The 17,642-nt window shown below is 68.5% G+C and carries 19 protein-coding genes and 1 pseudogene; 9 read left to right on the forward strand and 11 right to left on the reverse strand.

What is annotated here, in order from left to right; translation table 11 throughout:
• Nucleotides 1–76: 76 nt before the first annotated feature.
• From otnC to HWY45_RS34595, 4 genes are read right to left on the reverse strand one after another with little or no spacing between them, the layout of a single operon-like run.
• Nucleotides 77–715 (reverse strand): 3-oxo-tetronate 4-phosphate decarboxylase, encoded by a 639-nt coding sequence (gene otnC, locus HWY45_RS34580; protein WP_059801580.1) that lies wholly within the window; start codon nucleotides 713–715, stop codon nucleotides 77–79.
• Entirely contained in the window at nucleotides 712–2,001 is a 1,290-nt protein-coding gene (gene otnK, locus HWY45_RS34585) for a 3-oxo-tetronate kinase (RefSeq protein ID WP_170304061.1), read from the reverse strand. The genes otnC and otnK overlap by 4 nt, the downstream gene beginning before the upstream one ends.
• A 13-nt stretch (nucleotides 2,002–2,014) precedes the next feature.
• The gene (gene ltnD / locus HWY45_RS34590; protein ID WP_059565885.1) at nucleotides 2,015–2,905 is read right to left on the reverse strand and encodes an L-threonate dehydrogenase; all 891 of its coding nucleotides are present in this window, start codon (nucleotides 2,903–2,905) and stop codon (nucleotides 2,015–2,017) included.
• A 60-nt stretch (nucleotides 2,906–2,965) separates the two neighbouring features.
• Nucleotides 2,966–3,670 (reverse strand): FadR/GntR family transcriptional regulator, encoded by a 705-nt coding sequence (locus HWY45_RS34595; RefSeq protein ID WP_059565911.1) that lies wholly within the window; start codon nucleotides 3,668–3,670, stop codon nucleotides 2,966–2,968.
• A gap of 246 nt (nucleotides 3,671–3,916) precedes the next feature.
• On the opposite strand from HWY45_RS34595, the gene HWY45_RS34600 reads away from it, so the two are divergent.
• Both HWY45_RS34600 and HWY45_RS34605 read left to right on the forward strand, forming a co-directional pair.
• The gene (locus HWY45_RS34600; protein ID WP_059880260.1) at nucleotides 3,917–5,056 is read left to right on the forward strand and encodes a patatin-like phospholipase family protein; all 1,140 of its coding nucleotides are present in this window, start codon (nucleotides 3,917–3,919) and stop codon (nucleotides 5,054–5,056) included.
• Between the two features lie 119 nt (nucleotides 5,057–5,175).
• Nucleotides 5,176–5,415 carry a hypothetical protein gene (locus HWY45_RS34605; RefSeq protein WP_059565883.1) on the forward strand — a complete coding sequence of 80 codons (240 nt, stop codon included), beginning with the start codon at nucleotides 5,176–5,178 and terminating at the stop codon, nucleotides 5,413–5,415.
• A gap of 34 nt (nucleotides 5,416–5,449) precedes the next feature.
• On the opposite strand, the gene HWY45_RS34610 is transcribed toward HWY45_RS34605, so the two are convergent.
• The 6 genes from HWY45_RS34610 to HWY45_RS34635 all read right to left on the reverse strand — a co-directional run bounded on the left by HWY45_RS34610 (nucleotide 5,450) and on the right by HWY45_RS34635 (nucleotide 9,553).
• A complete protein-coding gene (locus tag HWY45_RS34610; RefSeq protein ID WP_059880262.1) occupies nucleotides 5,450–6,373 on the reverse strand; it encodes an amino acid kinase family protein in 924 nt (307 codons plus the stop codon).
• A 50-nt stretch (nucleotides 6,374–6,423) separates the two neighbouring features.
• Nucleotides 6,424–6,945, reverse strand: a complete 522-nt coding sequence (locus tag HWY45_RS34615) for a PTS sugar transporter subunit IIA (RefSeq protein ID WP_059801573.1) — start codon at nucleotides 6,943–6,945, stop codon at nucleotides 6,424–6,426.
• 131 nt (nucleotides 6,946–7,076) lie between these two features.
• Nucleotides 7,077–7,307 (reverse strand): hypothetical protein, encoded by a 231-nt coding sequence (locus tag HWY45_RS34620; RefSeq protein ID WP_230946965.1) that lies wholly within the window; start codon nucleotides 7,305–7,307, stop codon nucleotides 7,077–7,079.
• A gap of 56 nt (nucleotides 7,308–7,363) precedes the next feature.
• Nucleotides 7,364–7,735 carry a hypothetical protein gene (locus HWY45_RS34625; RefSeq protein ID WP_059565880.1) on the reverse strand — a complete coding sequence of 124 codons (372 nt, stop codon included), beginning with the start codon at nucleotides 7,733–7,735 and terminating at the stop codon, nucleotides 7,364–7,366.
• Nucleotides 7,736–7,824: 89 nt separating this feature from the next.
• Nucleotides 7,825–8,151 (reverse strand): hypothetical protein, encoded by a 327-nt coding sequence (locus HWY45_RS34630; protein ID WP_063895626.1) that lies wholly within the window; start codon nucleotides 8,149–8,151, stop codon nucleotides 7,825–7,827.
• A gap of 343 nt (nucleotides 8,152–8,494) precedes the next feature.
• Nucleotides 8,495–9,553 carry a GlxA family transcriptional regulator gene (locus HWY45_RS34635; RefSeq protein ID WP_059565879.1) on the reverse strand — a complete coding sequence of 353 codons (1,059 nt, stop codon included), beginning with the start codon at nucleotides 9,551–9,553 and terminating at the stop codon, nucleotides 8,495–8,497.
• 281 nt (nucleotides 9,554–9,834) lie between these two features.
• Between HWY45_RS34635 and HWY45_RS34640 the strand changes: the two genes are divergently transcribed.
• From HWY45_RS34640 to HWY45_RS34665, 6 genes are read left to right on the forward strand one after another with little or no spacing between them, the layout of a single operon-like run.
• Nucleotides 9,835–11,220, forward strand: coding sequence for an L-serine ammonia-lyase (locus HWY45_RS34640; RefSeq protein WP_059801571.1), 1,386 nt, complete (start codon nucleotides 9,835–9,837; stop codon nucleotides 11,218–11,220).
• Between the two features lie 15 nt (nucleotides 11,221–11,235).
• The gene (locus HWY45_RS34645; protein ID WP_010089369.1) at nucleotides 11,236–12,480 is read left to right on the forward strand and encodes a sarcosine oxidase subunit beta family protein; all 1,245 of its coding nucleotides are present in this window, start codon (nucleotides 11,236–11,238) and stop codon (nucleotides 12,478–12,480) included.
• Between the two features lie 28 nt (nucleotides 12,481–12,508).
• Entirely contained in the window at nucleotides 12,509–12,808 is a 300-nt protein-coding gene (locus HWY45_RS34650) for a sarcosine oxidase subunit delta (protein WP_059565877.1), read from the forward strand.
• Entirely contained in the window at nucleotides 12,805–15,816 is a 3,012-nt protein-coding gene (locus HWY45_RS34655) for a sarcosine oxidase subunit alpha family protein (RefSeq protein ID WP_059880265.1), read from the forward strand. The genes HWY45_RS34650 and HWY45_RS34655 overlap by 4 nt, the downstream gene beginning before the upstream one ends.
• Nucleotides 15,806–16,438, forward strand: a complete 633-nt coding sequence (locus HWY45_RS34660; RefSeq protein ID WP_059801567.1) for a sarcosine oxidase subunit gamma — start codon at nucleotides 15,806–15,808, stop codon at nucleotides 16,436–16,438. Before HWY45_RS34655 ends, HWY45_RS34660 begins: the two co-directional genes overlap by 11 nt.
• Nucleotides 16,435–16,875 carry a dihydroneopterin aldolase gene (locus tag HWY45_RS34665; RefSeq protein ID WP_059801565.1) on the forward strand — a complete coding sequence of 147 codons (441 nt, stop codon included), beginning with the start codon at nucleotides 16,435–16,437 and terminating at the stop codon, nucleotides 16,873–16,875. Before HWY45_RS34660 ends, HWY45_RS34665 begins: the two co-directional genes overlap by 4 nt.
• A 200-nt stretch (nucleotides 16,876–17,075) precedes the next feature.
• Here the strand turns inward: HWY45_RS34665 and HWY45_RS37535 are convergent.
• A pseudogene (locus HWY45_RS37535) lies at nucleotides 17,076–17,186 on the reverse strand (cytochrome c); the annotation flags it as partial.
• Nucleotides 17,187–17,388: 202 nt separating this feature from the next.
• Here HWY45_RS37535 and HWY45_RS34670 point away from each other — a divergent pair.
• On the forward strand, nucleotides 17,389–17,642 hold a 254-nt coding region (locus tag HWY45_RS34670; protein ID WP_176118422.1), incomplete at its 3' end, for a hypothetical protein.

The raw sequence follows: 17,642 nt of genomic DNA on the forward strand, positions 1-17,642 counted from the left end.
GAGTGCCGGCGGCGCGTACGCCGCCGGTCGTAGGTGTGTGCTGAGTGAAGGGCCCGCGCACACGGCGGGCAACGGATTACCAGCGCGCGCCGAACGTCTCGCGCAATTCGTCGAGCGCCGCGTCCGGCAGCGGCGCGGGCTTCGGTTCGGTCATCAGCCACAGGCGCGCCGTTTCCTCGAGCTCCTCGAGCGCGTACGACGCCTGCGACACCGACGGGCCCCACATCACCGGGCCGAGACGGTCGAGCAGCACGCCGCGCACGCGATCGGCGAGCGCGGCGACTTCGGCCGCGACAGCCGGGTCGCCGGGGCGGCGGTAGCGGATCAGCGGAATGTGGCCGACCTTCATCACGTAGTACGGCGTGATCGGCGGCAGCACGTCGGTGTCGCGCCACACGCCCGCAAGCGTCAGCGCGACGAGATGTGTCGAATGCGTATGCACGATGCCGTTCGCTTCGGCGTTGCGCGCGTAGATGCCGCGATGCAGCGTCAGCGTCTTCGACGGCCGGCCGCCCGACACCGGCTGGCCGTCGAGGCCGACCTTCGCGATGTCGTTCGGGTCGAGGCGGCCGAGGCATGCGTCGGTCGGCGTGATCAGCCAGCCGTCGTCCAGACGCGCGCTGATGTTGCCCGCGCTGCCGACCGCATGGCCGCGCGCATACAGGCTCGCGCCGACCACGCAGATCTCTTCGCGCAGTGTTGCTTCGTGGCTCATCGTGCGGCTCCGTCGAGTGCGCGCAGCGCCTTGTCGAAGAAATCCACCGCGCCGAAGTTGCCGGACTTCAGCGCGAGGCCGAGCGGCTCCGCGTCGATCGTCGCGGTCGCGGGCACGCCCGGATCGATCTGCGCGCCGATCTGCAGCGACTTCACGTCGAGCGCCTGCACCACCGCGCCGGACGTTTCGCCGCCCGCGACGACGAACTTGCGCACGCCGAGCGCGCGCAGGCCCTGCGCGATCGCGGCGAGCGTGCTTTCGACGAGATGGCCGGCCGCGTCGACGCCGAGCGCCTGCTGCACGGCCTTCACTTCGTCAGGGGTGGCGGTTGCATAGATCAGCACCGGCTCGGGCAGGCGCGCACGCGCGAACGCGAGCGCCTGCTCGACGACCGGCTCGCCGCGCGCCGCCGCGAGCGGATCGATGCGAAAGCTCGGGCAATGCGCGCGCCATTCGGCGACCTGCGCGTTGGTCGCCTTCGACGCGCTGCCTGCGAGCACCGTCGAATAGCCGTCGATGCGGGGCAGCGACGCTGCGTTGTCGCGCTCGGGCAGCAGGCCAGCGGTGCGGAAATTCGCGGGCAGGCCGAGCGCGATGCCCGAGCCGCCGGTGACGAGCGGCAGGTCCGCACAGGCCTCGCCGAGCACGTAGAGATCGCGGTCGGACAGCGCATCGGCGATCGCGAAGCGCGCGCCTTCCGCGCGCAGCTGCGCGATCGTCGCGCGCACCGCGGCGGAGCCGAGGCCGATCGCATCGTGGCGGATCAGGCCGACGCGCGACGGCGTCTGGCGCTGCAGCACGCGCACGAGGTTCGCGTCCTTCATCGGCGTGAGCGGATGGTTCTCCATTCCCGATTCGTTCAGCAGCGTATCGCCGACGAACAGGTGGCCGCGGAAGATCGTGCGGCCGTTCTCCGGGAACGCCGGGCACGCGATCGCGAAGCCGCCGCCGGCCGCGTCGAGCAGCGCGTCGGCGACCGGGCCGATGTTGCCCGCGTCGGTGGAGTCGAACGTCGAGCAGTACTTGAAGAAGAACTGGCGGCAGCCCTGCGCGCGCAGCCATTCGTACGCGGCGAGCGATTGCGCGACCGCGTCGGCCGCGGGAATCGTGCGCGACTTCAGCGCGACGACGATCGCGTCGGCGTCGAGCGTGGCGCCATCGGCCGGCACGCCGATCGTCTGTACGGTGCGCATGCCGCTCTTGACGAGCATGTTCGCGAGATCGGTCGCGCCGGTGAAATCGTCGGCGATGCAGCCGAGCAGGGGACGGGAAGCGGTCATGACGATGGCCTTGTTCAGATCAACGGGAAGGCGGCAGCGTGATGCCGGGGAAGGTCTTGATCACGGCGGAATCGTCCTCGCCGCCGTGGCCGGCGCTCGATGCGCTCATGAACATCTGGTGCGCGGCGGCCGACAGCGGCAGCGGGAATTTGCTGCGGCGCGCGGTGTCGAGCACGAGGCCGAGATCCTTCACGAAGATGTCGACCGCGGACAGCGGCGTGTAGTCGCCGTTCAGGATGTGCGGCACGCGGTTCTCGAACATCCACGAGTTGCCGGCGCTGTGCGTGATCACGTCGTACAGCGCATCGGGATCGACGCCTTCGCGCAGGCCGAGCGCCATCGCTTCGGCCGCTGCCGCGATGTGCACGCCGGCCAGCAGCTGGTTGATGATCTTCACTTTCGAGCCGACGCCGTGCGCATCGCCGAGGCGATAGACCTTGCCCGCGATCGCGGCCAGCACGTCGTCGCAGGCTTCGTATGCGGCGGCCGGGCCGGACGTCATCATCGTCATCTCGCCCGATGCCGCGCGCGCGGCGCCGCCGGACACCGGCGCGTCGAGCATCTGCAGGCCCGCGGCCTCGATGCGGGCGCCGAGCGCGATCGCGAACTCGGGCGCGACGGTCGCGCTCGCGATCACGACGCCGCCCGGTTTCATCCGCGCGAGAGCGCCCTGTTCGCCGAACAGCACCGTTTCCGTCTGCGCCGCATTGACGACGAGCGTGACGACGACATCGCACTGCGCGCCGAGCTCGGCGGGCGTCGCGCACGCGATGCCGCCTTCCGCCGCGAATGCGTTCAGCACGCTTTCACGCACGTCGCACGCGTGCACGCGGAAGCCCGCGCGCAGCAGCGAGCGCGCAACGCCGAGGCCCATTGCGCCGAGGCCGATGACTCCAACATTTCGTGACATGGTCAACCTTGATCGATTCGTGACAGGGGGCGGCATCTGCCGAATGCAGCGCCGCCGCGTTCAGCAGATGCCGGCTTCCGCGAGACGGCGGGCGGCGTTGTACATGTGCGTGCGCGCGGCGTTGCGGGCTGCCATCGGGTCGCGCGCGCGAATCGCGTCGGCGATCGCCGCATGCTCTTCGCGAACCTGCCGCGAGAAATCCTCGCGCGTCGCCTCGTTGCCGCGCGTGACCTTCACGCCCGCTTCGAGGTACTGGTTCAGGAACTGCAGCGTCTTCAGGAAATACGGATTGCCGGTGACGGCCGCGATCGTGCGGTGGAACGCGACGTCCTCCGCGACGCCGTCGCGCCCTTCGGCCACCGCGTCGTCGATCTTGCGCAGCGCATCGTCGATGTCGTCCATGTCGTCATCCGTGCGATGCAGCGCGGCTTCGGCGGCGACTTCCGCCTCGATCGCGCGGCGCACCGCGAGCAGGTGCGGCAGCGAGCTCGCCTCGACCGCTTCCGCGTAGTCGATGCGCAGCGGCCGGATCGCGCCGTGCTGGTTCACGTAGACGCCGCTGCCCTGGCGCGGCTCGACCACGCCCTCGTTCTTCAGGCGCGAGATCGCCTCGCGGATCACGGTGCGGCTCACGCCGAATTCCTGCGCGAGCACGGCCTCGGTCGGCAGCTTGCCGGTGGCCGCGAAACTGCCGACTTCGATCTGCTTGAGCAGCTGCTGCGCGACGTGATCGCTCATCGCGCGAGCGGGAATTTTCTCGAACATGGTGTTCATGTTTGTAAGGTGATGTGGTCATCATACAAATTTTTAGGAGAAAGGGCGCATCCGGAATAACCCTCGTTCGGCCGGGACATCTTCGGCGAATTTGATTGGAACCGGTTCCAAATCGCAGCAACTTCACGCGATCATGTGGGGCCGGTGCGCGGGGGCGCGACGCTGCGCCGATCGCCTAAACTGGACTGGATCGACCTGTCCGGGTCCGATCCAACGCCGCACCCAGCGAGGCACGTCATGACCGTGAGCCAGCCAGCCCGAACGGAATTGCCGGGGCAAGTCGTTCTCGTGTTGCAGGGCGGCGGCGCGCTGGGCGCGTTCCAGCTCGGCGTCTACCAGGCGATGGACGAGGCCGGCATCCAGCCCGACTGGGTGGTCGGCACGTCCATCGGCGCGATCAATGCGGCGCTGATCGCCGGGAACCGGCCGGAGCATCGCTTGCAGCGGGTCGCGGAGTTCTGGAGCCGGGTGACCGAGCGCTCCCGGCTGCGCGTGCCCGCCGTGCTGCCGGGCTGGAGCCGGCTGTTCGCCGAGCTGATGATCATCGGCGGCGGCATCGCCGGGTTCTTCGAGCCGAACCCGGCGTCGTGGCTCGGGCCGATGGCGCGGCTGGGCGCCGAGCGCGCGTCGTACTACCTGATCGCGCCGCTGCGCGACACGCTGAGCACGCTGATCGACGTCGAGATGCTGAACGCCGGCCAGCCGCGCCTGACCGTCGGCGCGGTGAACGCGTGCACCGGCGCGATGCGCTATTTCGACACGCGCGAACAGCCGCTCGCCGTCGAGCACATCATGAGCTCGGCCGCGCTGCCGCCCGCTTTCCCGGCCGTGAGAATCGGCGGCCAGCCGTACTGGGACGGCGGCGTGTATTCCAATACGCCGGTCGAGGTGGTGCTGGACGACAGGCCGCGCAGGAGTTCGATCATCTTCTCGGTGCAGATGTGGAATCCGGTCGGCCCCGAGCCGGAAACCATCCTGCAGGTATCGGAGCGGCAGAAGGACATCCAGTACGCGAGCCGGACCGACAGCCATATCGCGCGTCAGCAGCAGATCCACCGGCTGCGCCACGTGATCCGCGAACTGGTCGCGCACGTGCCCGAGGCCGAGCGCGCGACGGCCGAGGTGCGTGCGCTGGCGGCCTGGGGATGCCAGACAACCATGCGCGTGATCAAGCTCGCCGCGCCCCGGCTCGACGGCGACAACCAGTTCAAGGACATCGACTTCACGCCGGCCGGCATCGCGGCGCGCCGGCAGGCGGGCTACGAGGCGGCGCGGCAGGCGATTGCCGCGCGCCCGTGGGACATGCCGATGGATCCGATCGACGGGATGACCGTCTACAGCGCGGACGAACCCGCGGGCGGCGAAGGGCACGCGTGATGCCGTTCAGCCGCGAGCGGCGGCGCCCGGCTGATCGCAGCGGCCGATGGTGCGGCCGTGCCGGGCGGCCGGTCAATGCTGGTATGCTGGCCTTCATGACATCCGCTCAGGAGGTCGCCATGGCGACGAAGCACGTCTCGAAGAAAAAGTACCTGAAGATCCTGAACAAGCGTCTGCGTGCCGAGCCCGATGCGCCGTCCGGCACGTCGTTCGTGTTCTACCCGCCGGGCGCGAAGGCGAAGGACGCGACCGGCGTCATCTCCAGCGAGCCGGGCAGCGAGCATGCGCTCGCGATGATGGCCGCGATCCAGGGCAAGGCTGCCGAGGAATTCGTCGTGACGGGAAAGCGGGCGAAGTAACGCGCGGCGGCCGGGGGCCGCGCGCGTCGCCCCATCAGAACCGCACGACCGTCTTGCGCTCGACGTTGAAGCCGTCGCGCAGGATGCACGCCGAGTCCGCGAAGTAGCGTTGGGTTTCCGACAGCAGATCCGCGTTGCCGCGATGGCAGAACACCACGCCCGATCCTTCCTCGGTCAGCAGCTCGCCGATCAGCGACTCGGGCTGCGCGACATCGGCCAGATGGACGTTCTGCACGCCCTGCGCGAGCGCATCGAGCGCTTCGCGCACATAGCGCGAAGCGGCGGCGCACGGGTGCTCGGCCAGCCACTGCTCGAGCTCCGTCATCCCGTATAGCCCGGCCAGCGCGTCCAGTTCGCCCAGCACCGCGTGCTCGACCATCATCACCAGCGTCACGGCGCCGGTTCGCTGCGCAATCAGGCTGCCGAGCCGCTCGGGGTCCAGCAAGCGATCCCGGCCGCCGTCGTCCGGCGCGACGGGCATCACCACCGGCACGAGCCCATGCTCCCGAAATGCGTCGAACGCGGTTGCGTCGAACTGCGTGACCGGGCTCAGGTTCGCGTGGTCCGACTCGGCGCCGGCGGTCATCAGGCCGCCGTCCTGGCCGCTGACGCCGAGCGCCTTTACGCCATGGCTGCCGATCAGGCGCACCAGCTCGTGGTTGACGTCGGCCATCATCGCGCGGGCGGCCTGCACGGCGCGCGCGTCGCCCGGATCGGGCGGCGCGGTCTTGCGGAACGCCGGCAGCCCGCCGTGCACGACGACGGGGCGAACGCCGGTCAGCGCCAGCAGCGCGACGTCCTGCGCGAACGACATGCGGGCGCGGGGCGCATGCACGGCGGAGCCGCCATGGACGATGACGACGGTCTGCCCGTGCAGCGCCTGCATGAACGGCAGCGAGCGGGCCAGCCTGGCCACCTGCTGCGACGGGACGGCTTTGCTTTCAGGGTCTGGGAACATGGGAAAGGTCGGTGAATGGACGGGGTGGCCGCGGGTTGCCGCGCCGCGCATCAGCGCGTGCCCTGCATCAGCGCGGCGATCTCGTCGGGTGTCTGCGCGGCGCGCGCGGCCAGCCTGAACTGACGCTTGCCGAGGAACCGCGCGGCGTCGGCCAGCAGTTCGAGGTGTTCCCGGTCGTCTTCCTCGGGCATCACCAGCAGCAGGAACTCGCCGACGGGCTTGCCGTCCGGCGCATCGAAGCCGAACGGGTACAACGCGCGAACGAACAGGCCGAGCGCCGCGCCGACACCGCCGACGCGCGCATGCGGCAGCGCGACGCCCTGGCCGAGACCGGTCGAGCCGAGCTGCTCGCGCTTCATCAGCTCGGTGCGGATCCGCTCGGCGGCCAGCCCATAGCGGCGCTGCAGATGCAGCGCCGCGTACTCGAACAACTGGTTCGGGCTCTCGACCGGCGCATCGAGCAGGATGTTCTCCGGCGGGCACGCGCGGGCCAGCCGGGTGACGGCGGGCATCCCGTCGTATCGGTGAGGCACGCCGGGTTGGCCGCCGTCGGCGGGACTGTGTGATTGCATGCGGATCTCTCCGTGACCGGGCTGGTGACAGAGGAATCCTAGACAAAACCCTGTAAAGACGGTGTCAGATACAGGGCGGCCGGACATAAAAATTGCGTATCGATGTGCCGCCGATGTGTGATCACGAGCGGTCACGAAGCGCGCAGCATGAACAGCAGCATCGCCAGCAGATAGATCGCGATGCCGACATCCGGCGCGCCGCTCGCGATGACCGCGAACGCCACCGCGGCGCTCGCGACGAGCAGGAGTTTCGGCTTTGGCGGACGGCGGTGGCGTGTGCCCGAAGTGTCTTCATGCATTGCGCCGGCTCGTGCGCCGAGCGCGGATTTCCAGAACGTCAAGCCAAGCATGATGGGTTCCATAGGTGAGAGTGGCGACGATGGACGGGGCGCCCGGGTCGCGGCGCCCCGGCAGCGCGTCAGCAACGTTCCATCTTGAGCACGCGCGAGACCTGGCCGATCGTCAGCCCGCTGTTGCGCACATAGGGCGCGTAGTCGAGCGGCGCGGTGAGGGATGCGCTGACCACGAACCGGCCGACGAAGCGAAACGCGTCCGTCTCCATCTTGAGGAACACCGGAATCGCGTCGCCCTGCATGGCGAGCGTGCGGCCGGCGGCGCGCGCGGACGCGCTGCCGTCGCAGATGATCACGTCGGGCGCGTGCGGGTTGAGGTCCGTGCGCAGGCACGCGGCCACCACCCGGCCGTTCTTCGTCGGGAGAAACGCCTGCTTGCTGCCGCCACACACGGTGTGGATGAATTCACGGGTGTAGTTCTTGTTGATGTCGAACATGACGATGCTCCTGGGTTGCCGAACACAATGTGCTCGATAAGGGATGCGAATCAATTTGCCTGCGCCACGCGTCGTGAAAGCGCACGCGATCAGCCGGGGCGGTGCAAGCCCGCGCTCGACGCGTCCGCCGTTCGCCGCCGCAGGCTGCGGCGAACCGGTGGGGCCTCGTCGTCCGGGCTGCGCCACGCGCTCAGGATCCGCAGCACGGCCTGGCCGGTACGCGTAATGGAAAATTCGGGGCCGCCCGCTTTCGACTCGATCAATTCGGCCAGCCCGGCCTCGCGCAGCGCGGTGAGGTCGAGCGTGCCGGATTCGGCCGCGACGGGCGCCTGGTCGAGCAGCATCAGCGCCGCGATTTCATGCGCGCTCAGTCTCGGCGTTGCCGACGGCGCGCACACCACGGTTCGGTTTTTCATCTGTCATCCTTATTGCATCGGGCACGGCCGCACGCGCTCGCGCAGCCGGCCGAACAGCACGGTGCCGCCCGGGTCGCGTCACGCGCGGTAGCCGGGTTGTGTGAAAAGGTGCACGGGGATGGAACTACGACGCGCACCGCTCGCCTGGGCGGCAAGACGGTGGCTCAAGAAAGAGAGGCGCAGACGTCCTGCCTGTCAGGCAGCGAAACGACTTGGTGGGCGGGGACATCGGATGGTCATGTCACGTGCTCTCGGTTGGATTGCGATGACATTCTAGTGAACGGCGGAGCGGCCGCAAGTAAAAAGGTCGTAAAGGTGAGCGAAGCCTGTCGCGGCGCACGGCTCACTCCACCTCTTCCTCGGCGACATCGTCCGGCGCGGCGGCCGCCGCTTCCCCGCCGCGTTCGCGATAGGCCGCCGGCGGCACGCCGAACTGCTTGCGGAACTCGCGCCCGAGATGCGACGCGTCGGCGAACCCGCAGCTCGACGCGATATCGGCGACGGTGCGATCCGAGCTCGTCAGCAGCCATGCGGCGGTGCGCAGCCGCACCTGCTTCGCGAACGCCTGCGGGCTCTTGCCGGTTTCTGCCTTGAACAGCCGTTCCAGCTGCCGCGCCGACAGGTCGAGCTTGCACGCGAGCTCCTCGAGCGGCAGCGCGCGGCCGACGTGCTGTTCCATCAGCAGGATCGCGCGCTTCACCTTCGGGTGCGTCGCGGGCTCGAGGCCCGGCGGGTGCGGCTGCGGCGCGTTGCCCTTCTGCATCTCGCCGACCAGCAGGATGCGCAGCGCCTTCTGCACGGTCGCGTGGTCGAAGTGACGCAGCAGGATCGCGGCGGCCACGTCGATCGACGCGCGCCCGCCCGAACAGGTGATCCGCCGCCGGTCGATCACGAACAGCCGGTCGGCAATCAGCAATTCGGGGTCGGCCGCCGGGAAGCGCTCGATGAAATCCCAGTAGTGGAACCAGCTCACGCAGGTGCGGTGCCCGTCCAGCACGCCCGCGCGCATCAGCGTGAACACGCCGGTGCAGATGCCGACGACGGTCGCGCCGTCGGCCGCCGCGCGGCGGACGAACGCGAGCGTCTCCGGCCCCGCCTGCGGCCCCGAATGCAGCAGCCCGCCGACCACCACCACGTAGTCGAACGGCTCGGCGTCGTCGAAGGTTTCCCACGGCGTGATCTGGATCCCGCAGCTCGCGCGCACCGGGGCAAGGGTTTCCCCGATCACGCTCCAGGCGCAGCGCACGGGCTTGCTGTAGTCGCCGTCGTCGGCGGACAGCCGGAGCATGTCGACGAAGCCGGAGAACGCCGTCAGCGTGAAGTTCGGCAGCAGCACGATGCCGAAGCGGATGCGTTTCGGGGCCGGGTCGGCAACGGGGGAGGCGGGTACGTCGGGTGTCATTGCGGCAAATCTCGTCACGGCTCGCCAGGGCGGGCAGGTCTCACTCTCTGATTACAGGGGCGGCACGGGCGGTGCGGATGCCCCAGCGTCGCCGATCGCCCGCGCGCGGACTTGCGTTTTTCCGTCGCGAACCATCGTCAAAACGCACTTTCCGGCCGAGCGGCGGGCCGCTTGGCGGCGGCATCCCACGCCGATGCCGTTTTTGTTCTATCGGCCAATTTTACGCTTTGGTGTACTGGCGTCCAATGTCACTTCACGTGTGTCCACCCAGAGGAAGCCAGATGAACGTCAGCGTCTTCGACCTGTTCAAGATCGGCATCGGCCCGTCCAGCTCGCATACGGTCGGCCCGATGATCGCCGCGTGCCGCTTCGCGTCGCACGTCGAGGATGCGAACCTGCTCGGTTTCGTGCGCCGCGTGCGGGTCGAGCTGTACGGCTCGCTCGGCGCGACCGGCAAGGGCCACGGCACCGACAAGGCGGTGCTGCTCGGCCTCGAAGGGCACCTGCCCGATTCGATCGACCCCGACCTGATCGAGCCGCGTCTCGCCGAGATCCGCGCGGCCAAATCGCTGTCGCTGCTCGGCAAGCAGGCGATCCGCTTCGACGAGAAGGAGCACATCGGCTTCTATCGCAAGCTGATGAGCGGCACCGGCATCGTGCATCCGAACGGCATGCGCTTCCAGGCGTTCGACGAGCACGGCCAGCTGCTGGTGGAGAAGGAGTATTACTCGATCGGCGGCGGCTTCGTCGTGAACCGCGACGGCGACCGCGTGAACGGCGTGCGCGCGGCGGCCGAGGTGCCGTATCCGTTCCGCACCGGCGACGACCTGATGCGCCAGTGCCGTGCGAGCGGCCTGTCGATCGCCGAGTTGATGCTGCGCAACGAATGCGCGCTGCGCCCCGAGGACGAAGTGCGCGCGGGCCTGCTTGCGATCTGGCGCACGATGGCCGCGTGCGTCGAGCGCGGCTGCAAGGTCGAAGGCGACCTGCCGGGCCCGATGCGCGTGAAGCGCCGCGCGGCCGAGCTGAACGCCCGCCTGCGCGCGCGTTCGGAGGAATCGCTGCGCGACCCGCTGTCGATGCTCGACTGGGTCAACCTGTACGCGATGGCCGTCAACGAGGAGAACGCGGCGGGCGGCCGCGTCGTCACCGCGCCGACCAACGGCGCGGCCGGCGTGATTCCCGCGGTGCTGCACTACTACGTGAAGTTCGTGCCGGGCTCGAACGAGAACGGCATCGTCGAATTCCTGCTGACGGCCGCCGCCATCGGGATCATCTACAAGGAAACCGCATCGATCTCCGGCGCGGAAGTGGGCTGCCAGGGCGAGGTGGGCGTCGCGTGCTCGATGGCCGCGGCCGCGCTCGCCGCCGTGATGGGCGGCACGCCCGACCAGGTCGAGAACGCCGCCGAGATCGGCATGGAGCACAACCTCGGCATGACCTGCGACCCGGTGGGCGGCCTCGTGCAGATCCCGTGCATCGAGCGCAACGCGATGGGCGCGATCAAGGCGCTGAACGCGTCGCGCATGGCGCTGAAGGGCAACGGCCAGCACTACGTGTCGCTCGACTCGGTCATCAAGACGATGCGCGAGACGGGCGCCGACATGAAGACGAAATACAAGGAAACGTCGCGCGGCGGCCTCGCCGTGAACGTCATCGAATGCTAACGAAGGATCACTAACATGAGCCGCTACTCGATATTCAGCCTGTTTCGCAACGGCCTGTCGTATCACGAGAACTGGGAAAAGCAGTGGAAGAGCCCGGAGCCGAAGAAGGAATACGACGTCGTGATCGTCGGCGGCGGCGGGCATGGCCTCGCGACCGCGTACTACCTCGCGAAGGAGCACGGCATCACCAATGTCGCGATCCTCGAGAAGGGCTGGATCGGCGGCGGCAACACCGCGCGCAACACGACGATCGTCCGCTCGAACTACCTGTGGGACGAATCGGCCGCGCTGTACGAGAAGGCGATGAAGCTGTGGGAAGGGCTGTCGCAGGACCTGAACTACAACGTGATGTTCAGCCAGCGCGGCGTGATGAACCTCGCGCATACGCTGCAGGACGTGCGCGACACCGAGCGCCGCGTGAACGCGAACCGGCTGAACGGCGTCGATGCCGAGTTCCTGACGCCCGCGCAGATCAAGGAAATCGAGCCGACCATCAACCTGAACAGCCGCTACCCGGTGCTCGGCGCGTCGATCCAGCGGCGCGCGGGCGTCGCGCGCCACGACGCGGTGGCCTGGGGCTTCGCGCGCGGCGCGGACCGCGCGGGCGTCGACATCATCCAGAACTGCCAGGTGACGGGCATTCGCCGCGAAGGCGGCGCGGTGGTGGGCGTCGACACGGTGAAGGGCTTCATCAAGGCGAAGAAGGTCGCGGTGGTCGCGGCCGGCAACACGACGACGCTCGCCGACATGGCCGGCGTGCGCCTGCCGATCGAGAGCCATCCGCTGCAGGCGCTGGTGTCGGAGCCGATCAAGCCGGTGGTCAACTCGGTGATCATGTCGAACGCGGTGCACGCGTACATCAGCCAGTCCGACAAGGGCGACCTCGTGATCGGCGCGGGCATCGACCAGTACACGGGCTTCGGCCAGCGCGGCAGCTTCCACATCATCGAAGGCACGCTGCAGGCGATCGTCGAGATGTTCCCGGTGTTCTCGCGCGTACGGATGAACCGCCAGTGGGGCGGCATCGTCGACGTGTCGCCGGACGCGTGCCCGATCATCAGCAAGACCGACGTGAAGGGCCTGTATTTCAACTGCGGCTGGGGCACGGGCGGCTTCAAGGCCACGCCGGGCTCGGGCTGGGTGTTCGCGCACACGATCGCGCGCGACGAGCCGCATCCGCTGAACGCGCCGTTCGCGCTCGACCGCTTCTACACGGGCCACCTGATCGACGAGCACGGCGCCGCCGCCGTCGCGCACTGAACCCCACCCACCACGAGGAGAACAAACCATGTTGCTGATCGAATGTCCGTGGTGCGGGCCGCGCGCCGAATCCGAGTTCTCGTGCGGAGGCGAAGCCGACATCGTGCGCCCCGTCAACAACGAGAACATGACCGACCGCGAATGGGGCGAGTACGTGTTCATGCGCGAGAACAAGCGCGGGCTGCACAAGGAGCAATGGCTGCATACGCAGGGTTGCCGCCGCTGGTTCAAGGCCACGCGCGATACGGTGACCTACGACATCAAGAGCTATGAAAAATTCGGCGGCGCAGCCGCCGGCAACGCACACGAAGAGGGCACCAGCAAATGAGCCAGAAAGACCGTCTCGGCACCGGTGGCCGCATCAATCGCGCGATTCCGCTGACCTTCACGTTCAACGGCCGCACCTACCAGGGCTTCCAGGGCGACACGCTCGCGTCCGCGCTGCTCGCGAACGGCGTGCACTTCGTCGCGCGCAGCTTCAAGTACCACCGCCCGCGCGGCATCGTCGCCGCAGGCGTCGAGGAACCGAACGCGGTCGTGCAGCTCGAGTCGGGCCCGTACAGCGTGCCGAACGCGCGCTCGACCGAGATCGAGCTGTACCAGGGCCTCGTCGCGACCAGCGTGAACGCGGAACCGTCGCTCGAGAACGACAAGTACGCGATCAACCAGAAGCTGTCGCGCTTCCTGCCCGCCGGGTTCTATTACAAGACCTTCATGTGGCCGCGCAACATGTGGCCGAAGTATGAAGAGAAGATCCGTGAAGCGGCCGGCCTCGGCAAGGCGCCGGACACGCTCGACGCCGATCGCTACGACAAGTGCTACGCGCATTGCGACGTGCTCGTCGTCGGCGGCGGCCCGTCGGGGCTCGCGGCCGCGCATGCGGCGGCGACGGCCGGCGCGCGCGTGATCCTCGTCGACGACCAGCGCGAGCTCGGCGGCAGCCTGCTGTCGTGCCGCGCGGAGATCGACGGCAAGCCCGCGGTGCAATGGGTCGAGAAGATCGAGGCCGAGCTGCGCAAGCTGCCCGACGTGACGATCCTCACGCGCAGCACCGCGTTCGGCTACCAGGACCACAACCTCGTGACGGTCACGCAGCGCCTGACCGACCACCTGCCGGTGTCGATGCGCAAGGGCACCCGCGAGCTGCTGTGGAAGGTCCGCGCGAAGCGCGTGATCCTCGCGACCGGTGCGCACGAGCGGCCTATCGTGTTCGGCAACAACGACCTGCCGGGCGTGATGCTGGCCGGCGCGGTGTCGGCGTACATCCATCGCTTCGGCGTGCTGCCGGGCCGCGACGCGGTAGTGTTCACGAACAACGACCGCGGCTACCAGACGGCGCTCGACCTGAAGGCGTGCGGCGCGAAGGTGACGATCGTCGATTCGCGCGCATCGTCGAACGGCGCGCTGCCGGCGGCGGCGAAGCGCCAGGGCGTGACGGTGATGAGCGGCGCGGTCGTGACGGCTGCGTCGGGCAAGTGGCGCGTATCGTCGGTCGACGTCGCGTCCTACTCGAACGGCCAGACGGGCGGCAAGCTGAAGACGCTGCCGTGCGACCTCGTCGCGATGTCGGGCGGTTTCAGCCCGGTGCTGCACCTGTTCGCGCAGTCGGGCGGCAAGGCGTGCTGGAGCGACGAGAAGGCCTGCTTCCTGCCCGGCAAGGCCGTGCAGCCCGAGGCGAGCGTCGGCGGGGCGGCGGGCGAGTTCGGCCTGGCGCGCGCGCTGCGGCTCGCGGTGGACGCGGGCGCGGAAGCGGCCAAGGCGGCCGGCCTGAGCGCCGCACAGCGCCCGGTCGCACCGAAGGTCGCGGAAGCCGCGGAAGGCGCGCTGCAGCCGTTGTGGCTCGTCGGCAGCCGCGAGGCCGCCGCGCGCGGGCCGAAGCAGTTCGTCGACTTCCAGAACGACGTGTCGGCCGCCGACATCCTGCTCGCCGCGCGCGAAGGCTTCGAGTCGGTCGAGCACGTGAAGCGCTACACGGCGATGGGCTTCGGCACCGACCAGGGCAAGCTCGGCAACATCAACGGGATGGCGATCCTCGCGCAGGCGCTCGGCAAGTCGATTCCGGAAACCGGCACCACGACGTTCCGCCCGAACTACACGCCGGTGACGTTTGGCACGTTCGCGGGCCGCGAGCTCGGCGATTTCCTCGACCCGATCCGCAAGACCTGCGTGCACGAATGGCACGTCGAGCACGGCGCGATGTTCGAGGACGTCGGCAACTGGAAGCGGCCGTGGTATTTCCCGAAGAACGGCGAGGATCTGCATGCGGCCGTGAAGCGCGAATGCCTCGCGGTGCGCAACAGCGTCGGCATCCTCGACGCGTCGACGCTCGGCAAGATCGACATCCAGGGCCCGGACGCGGTGAAGCTGCTGAACTGGATGTACACGAACCCGTGGAACAAGCTCGAGGTGGGCAAGTGCCGCTACGGGCTGATGCTCGACGAGAACGGCATGGTGTTCGACGACGGCGTGACGGTGCGCCTCGCCGACCAGCACTTCATGATGACCACCACGACGGGCGGCGCGGCGCGCGTGCTGACGTGGCTGGAGCGCTGGCTGCAGACGGAATGGCCGGACATGAAGGTGCGGCTGTCGTCGGTGACGGACCACTGGGCGACCTTTGCGGTCGTCGGCCCGAAGAGCCGCAAGGTCGTGCAGAAGGTGTGCCAGGACATCGACTTCGGCAACGAGGCGTTCCCGTTCATGAGCTACCGCAACGGCACGGTGGCCGGCGCGAAGGCGCGCGTGATGCGGATCAGCTTCTCGGGCGAACTGGCCTACGAAGTGAACGTGCCGGCGAACGCGGGCCGCGCGGTGTGGGAAGCGCTGATGGCCGCGGGCGCCGAGTTCGACATCACGCCGTACGGCACCGAGACGATGCACGTGCTGCGCGCGGAGAAGGGCTACATCATCGTCGGCCAGGACACCGACGGTTCGGTCACGCCGTACGACCTGGGGATGGGCGGGCTCGTCGCGAAGTCGAAGGACTTCCTCGGCAAGCGTTCGCTCACGCGCTCGGATACCGCGAAGGAGGGCCGCAAGCAGTTCGTCGGCCTGCTGACCGACGACGCGCAGACGGTGCTGCCGGAAGGCGCGCAGATCATCGCGAAGGACACGCAGGTGTCGGCCACCGAGCCGACGCCGATGCTCGGCCACGTGACGTCGAGCTACTACAGCCCGATCCTGCAGCGCTCGATCGCGCTGGCGGTGGTGAAGGGCGGCCTGAACAAGATGGGCGAGAGCGTCGTGATTCCGCTGGCCAACGGCAAGCGCATCACCGCGAAGATCTCGAGCCCGGTTTTCTACGATACCGAAGGGGTGCGTCAGCATGTGGAATGAAACCAGAGACCAGGCGCAGGTGGCGGGCACGGGCGGCGTGCGCCTCGAATCGCCGTTCGTCGGCGCGGCCGACCTGCTGAAGACGCAGCAGGCGCGCGCGTCGCAGAAGTTCACGTTCCGCGAGCGGCCGTTCCTCGATCTCGTCAACGTGCGCGGCGAGTTGAGCGACCCCGCGTTCGTCGCCGCGTTCGAGCGCGTGGTGGGCTGCCGGCCGCCGGCTGCGCCGAACACGGTCGCGCGCAGCGCCGAGTACGACGTGCTGTGGCTCGGCCCCGACGAGTGGCTCGTGCGCTCGAACGGCGCGGTGCAGGCCGGCGTGCTCGAGGCGCGGCTCGCCGAGGCCGTGCAGGGCACGTATGCGGCGGCGGTCGACATCGGCAGCGGCTACACGGTCGTCGAGATCAGCGGCGAGCGCGTGCGCGACGTGCTGGCGCGCGGCTGCCCGCTCGACCTGCATCCGCGGCTGTTCAAGCCGGGCCAGTGCGCGCAGACGCATTACTTCAAGGCGGGTGTCGTGCTGGTGCCGACCGGCGACGACACGTTCGAGATCGTCGTGCGCCGCAGCTTCGCCGACTATTTCGTGCGCATCATGCTCGACGCGGCCGCGCCGCTCGCGTCATGAAGCCGGCCGACGAACCGTTCGTGTCGATCGACGTGCCGCGCGTCAGGGGGCGCGGCTGGAGCGTGTTCGTCGACGAACTGATGGTGCCCGCGCGGATCGGCATCCATGCGCACGAGCACGAGGCGCCGCAGCCGATCGTGATCGATGCGCAGCTCGGGTATCGCTGCGAGCCGAACGAGGCGGGCGAGTGGATCGACTATGACGGGTATTGCGCGCGGGTGGCCGCGTTTCTCGCGCACAAGCCGCATACGCGGCTGCTCGAAACGCTGGTGGCCGATCTCGCGGTGATGTCGTTTCGCGAATGGCCGGCGCTGGAGACGCTGACGCTGTCGGTCCACAAGCCGAAGATCCGGCCGGGGACGAAGCGCGTCGGGGTGGGGCTCGACTGGACGCGCGGGGATTACCTGCGGTGGACGGGGGAGGTGGGGAGGGGGTGACGCGCGGGCGAAGCGCATGTCGATGCGTTCCGCACTGCAACGGCAGTTCGCGTGGCGGCGATCTCCGATCGTAGTTCGAACGCGGTTGGCGCCATGAGTGCATTCCGGGCGACGGCTTCTATCTGATCGTAAGAACATTTGGAGCGGCTGGATTTCTCCCCGGTCTGGCGGGAGCGCATACGCTCGTCCGCCGGGACGTCCTACCTTTCCGCCGTACGCCGCGCCATATACCCAAGATACGCAACGATCAGGTCGATTTCGCGATCGCTCAACCGATGAGCCGGCGAAAACGCCGGCAGGGCCCGCCTAGGGCGGATCGACGGCGAGGGCAGGCCAGCGCGCGATAAAAAAGGCGCTTGCACGATACAAATACAGCAGGTTTCCCGTACGTCACGCGTGTTCGTTCACGAACATTGTTGCGGACCGTTGCCGTTTGCTGGACGTGCGTTCGGCCATCCGTTATCCATTCAGCTTCCTCAAACTAGAACGAACGCTGAGAGAGATAGCGAAACCATGGCCGGTCCCGAAACCCTCCGTACCCCTCAGCGCCAGATCCCCCAAGCCCTCCAGCACAACGCCGAAGCCCGGCGCGTGATCGTCAGCCCGGTTCCCGCGCCCGCGACATCGCCGAAGGTGGTCGCAGCCCGCGCCGAATCGGTCAAGAACCACGGCCTCGAGATTTTCGTCCAGTGCCTGTACATGGTTCCGTTCGTCGGCAATGCGATGTCGCTCTACGACGTCGGCGTCGACATCTACCGGATCTGCAG

Source organism: Burkholderia stagnalis (genome assembly GCF_902830275.1).
Classification (GTDB): Bacteria; Pseudomonadota; Gammaproteobacteria; order Burkholderiales; family Burkholderiaceae; genus Burkholderia; species Burkholderia stagnalis.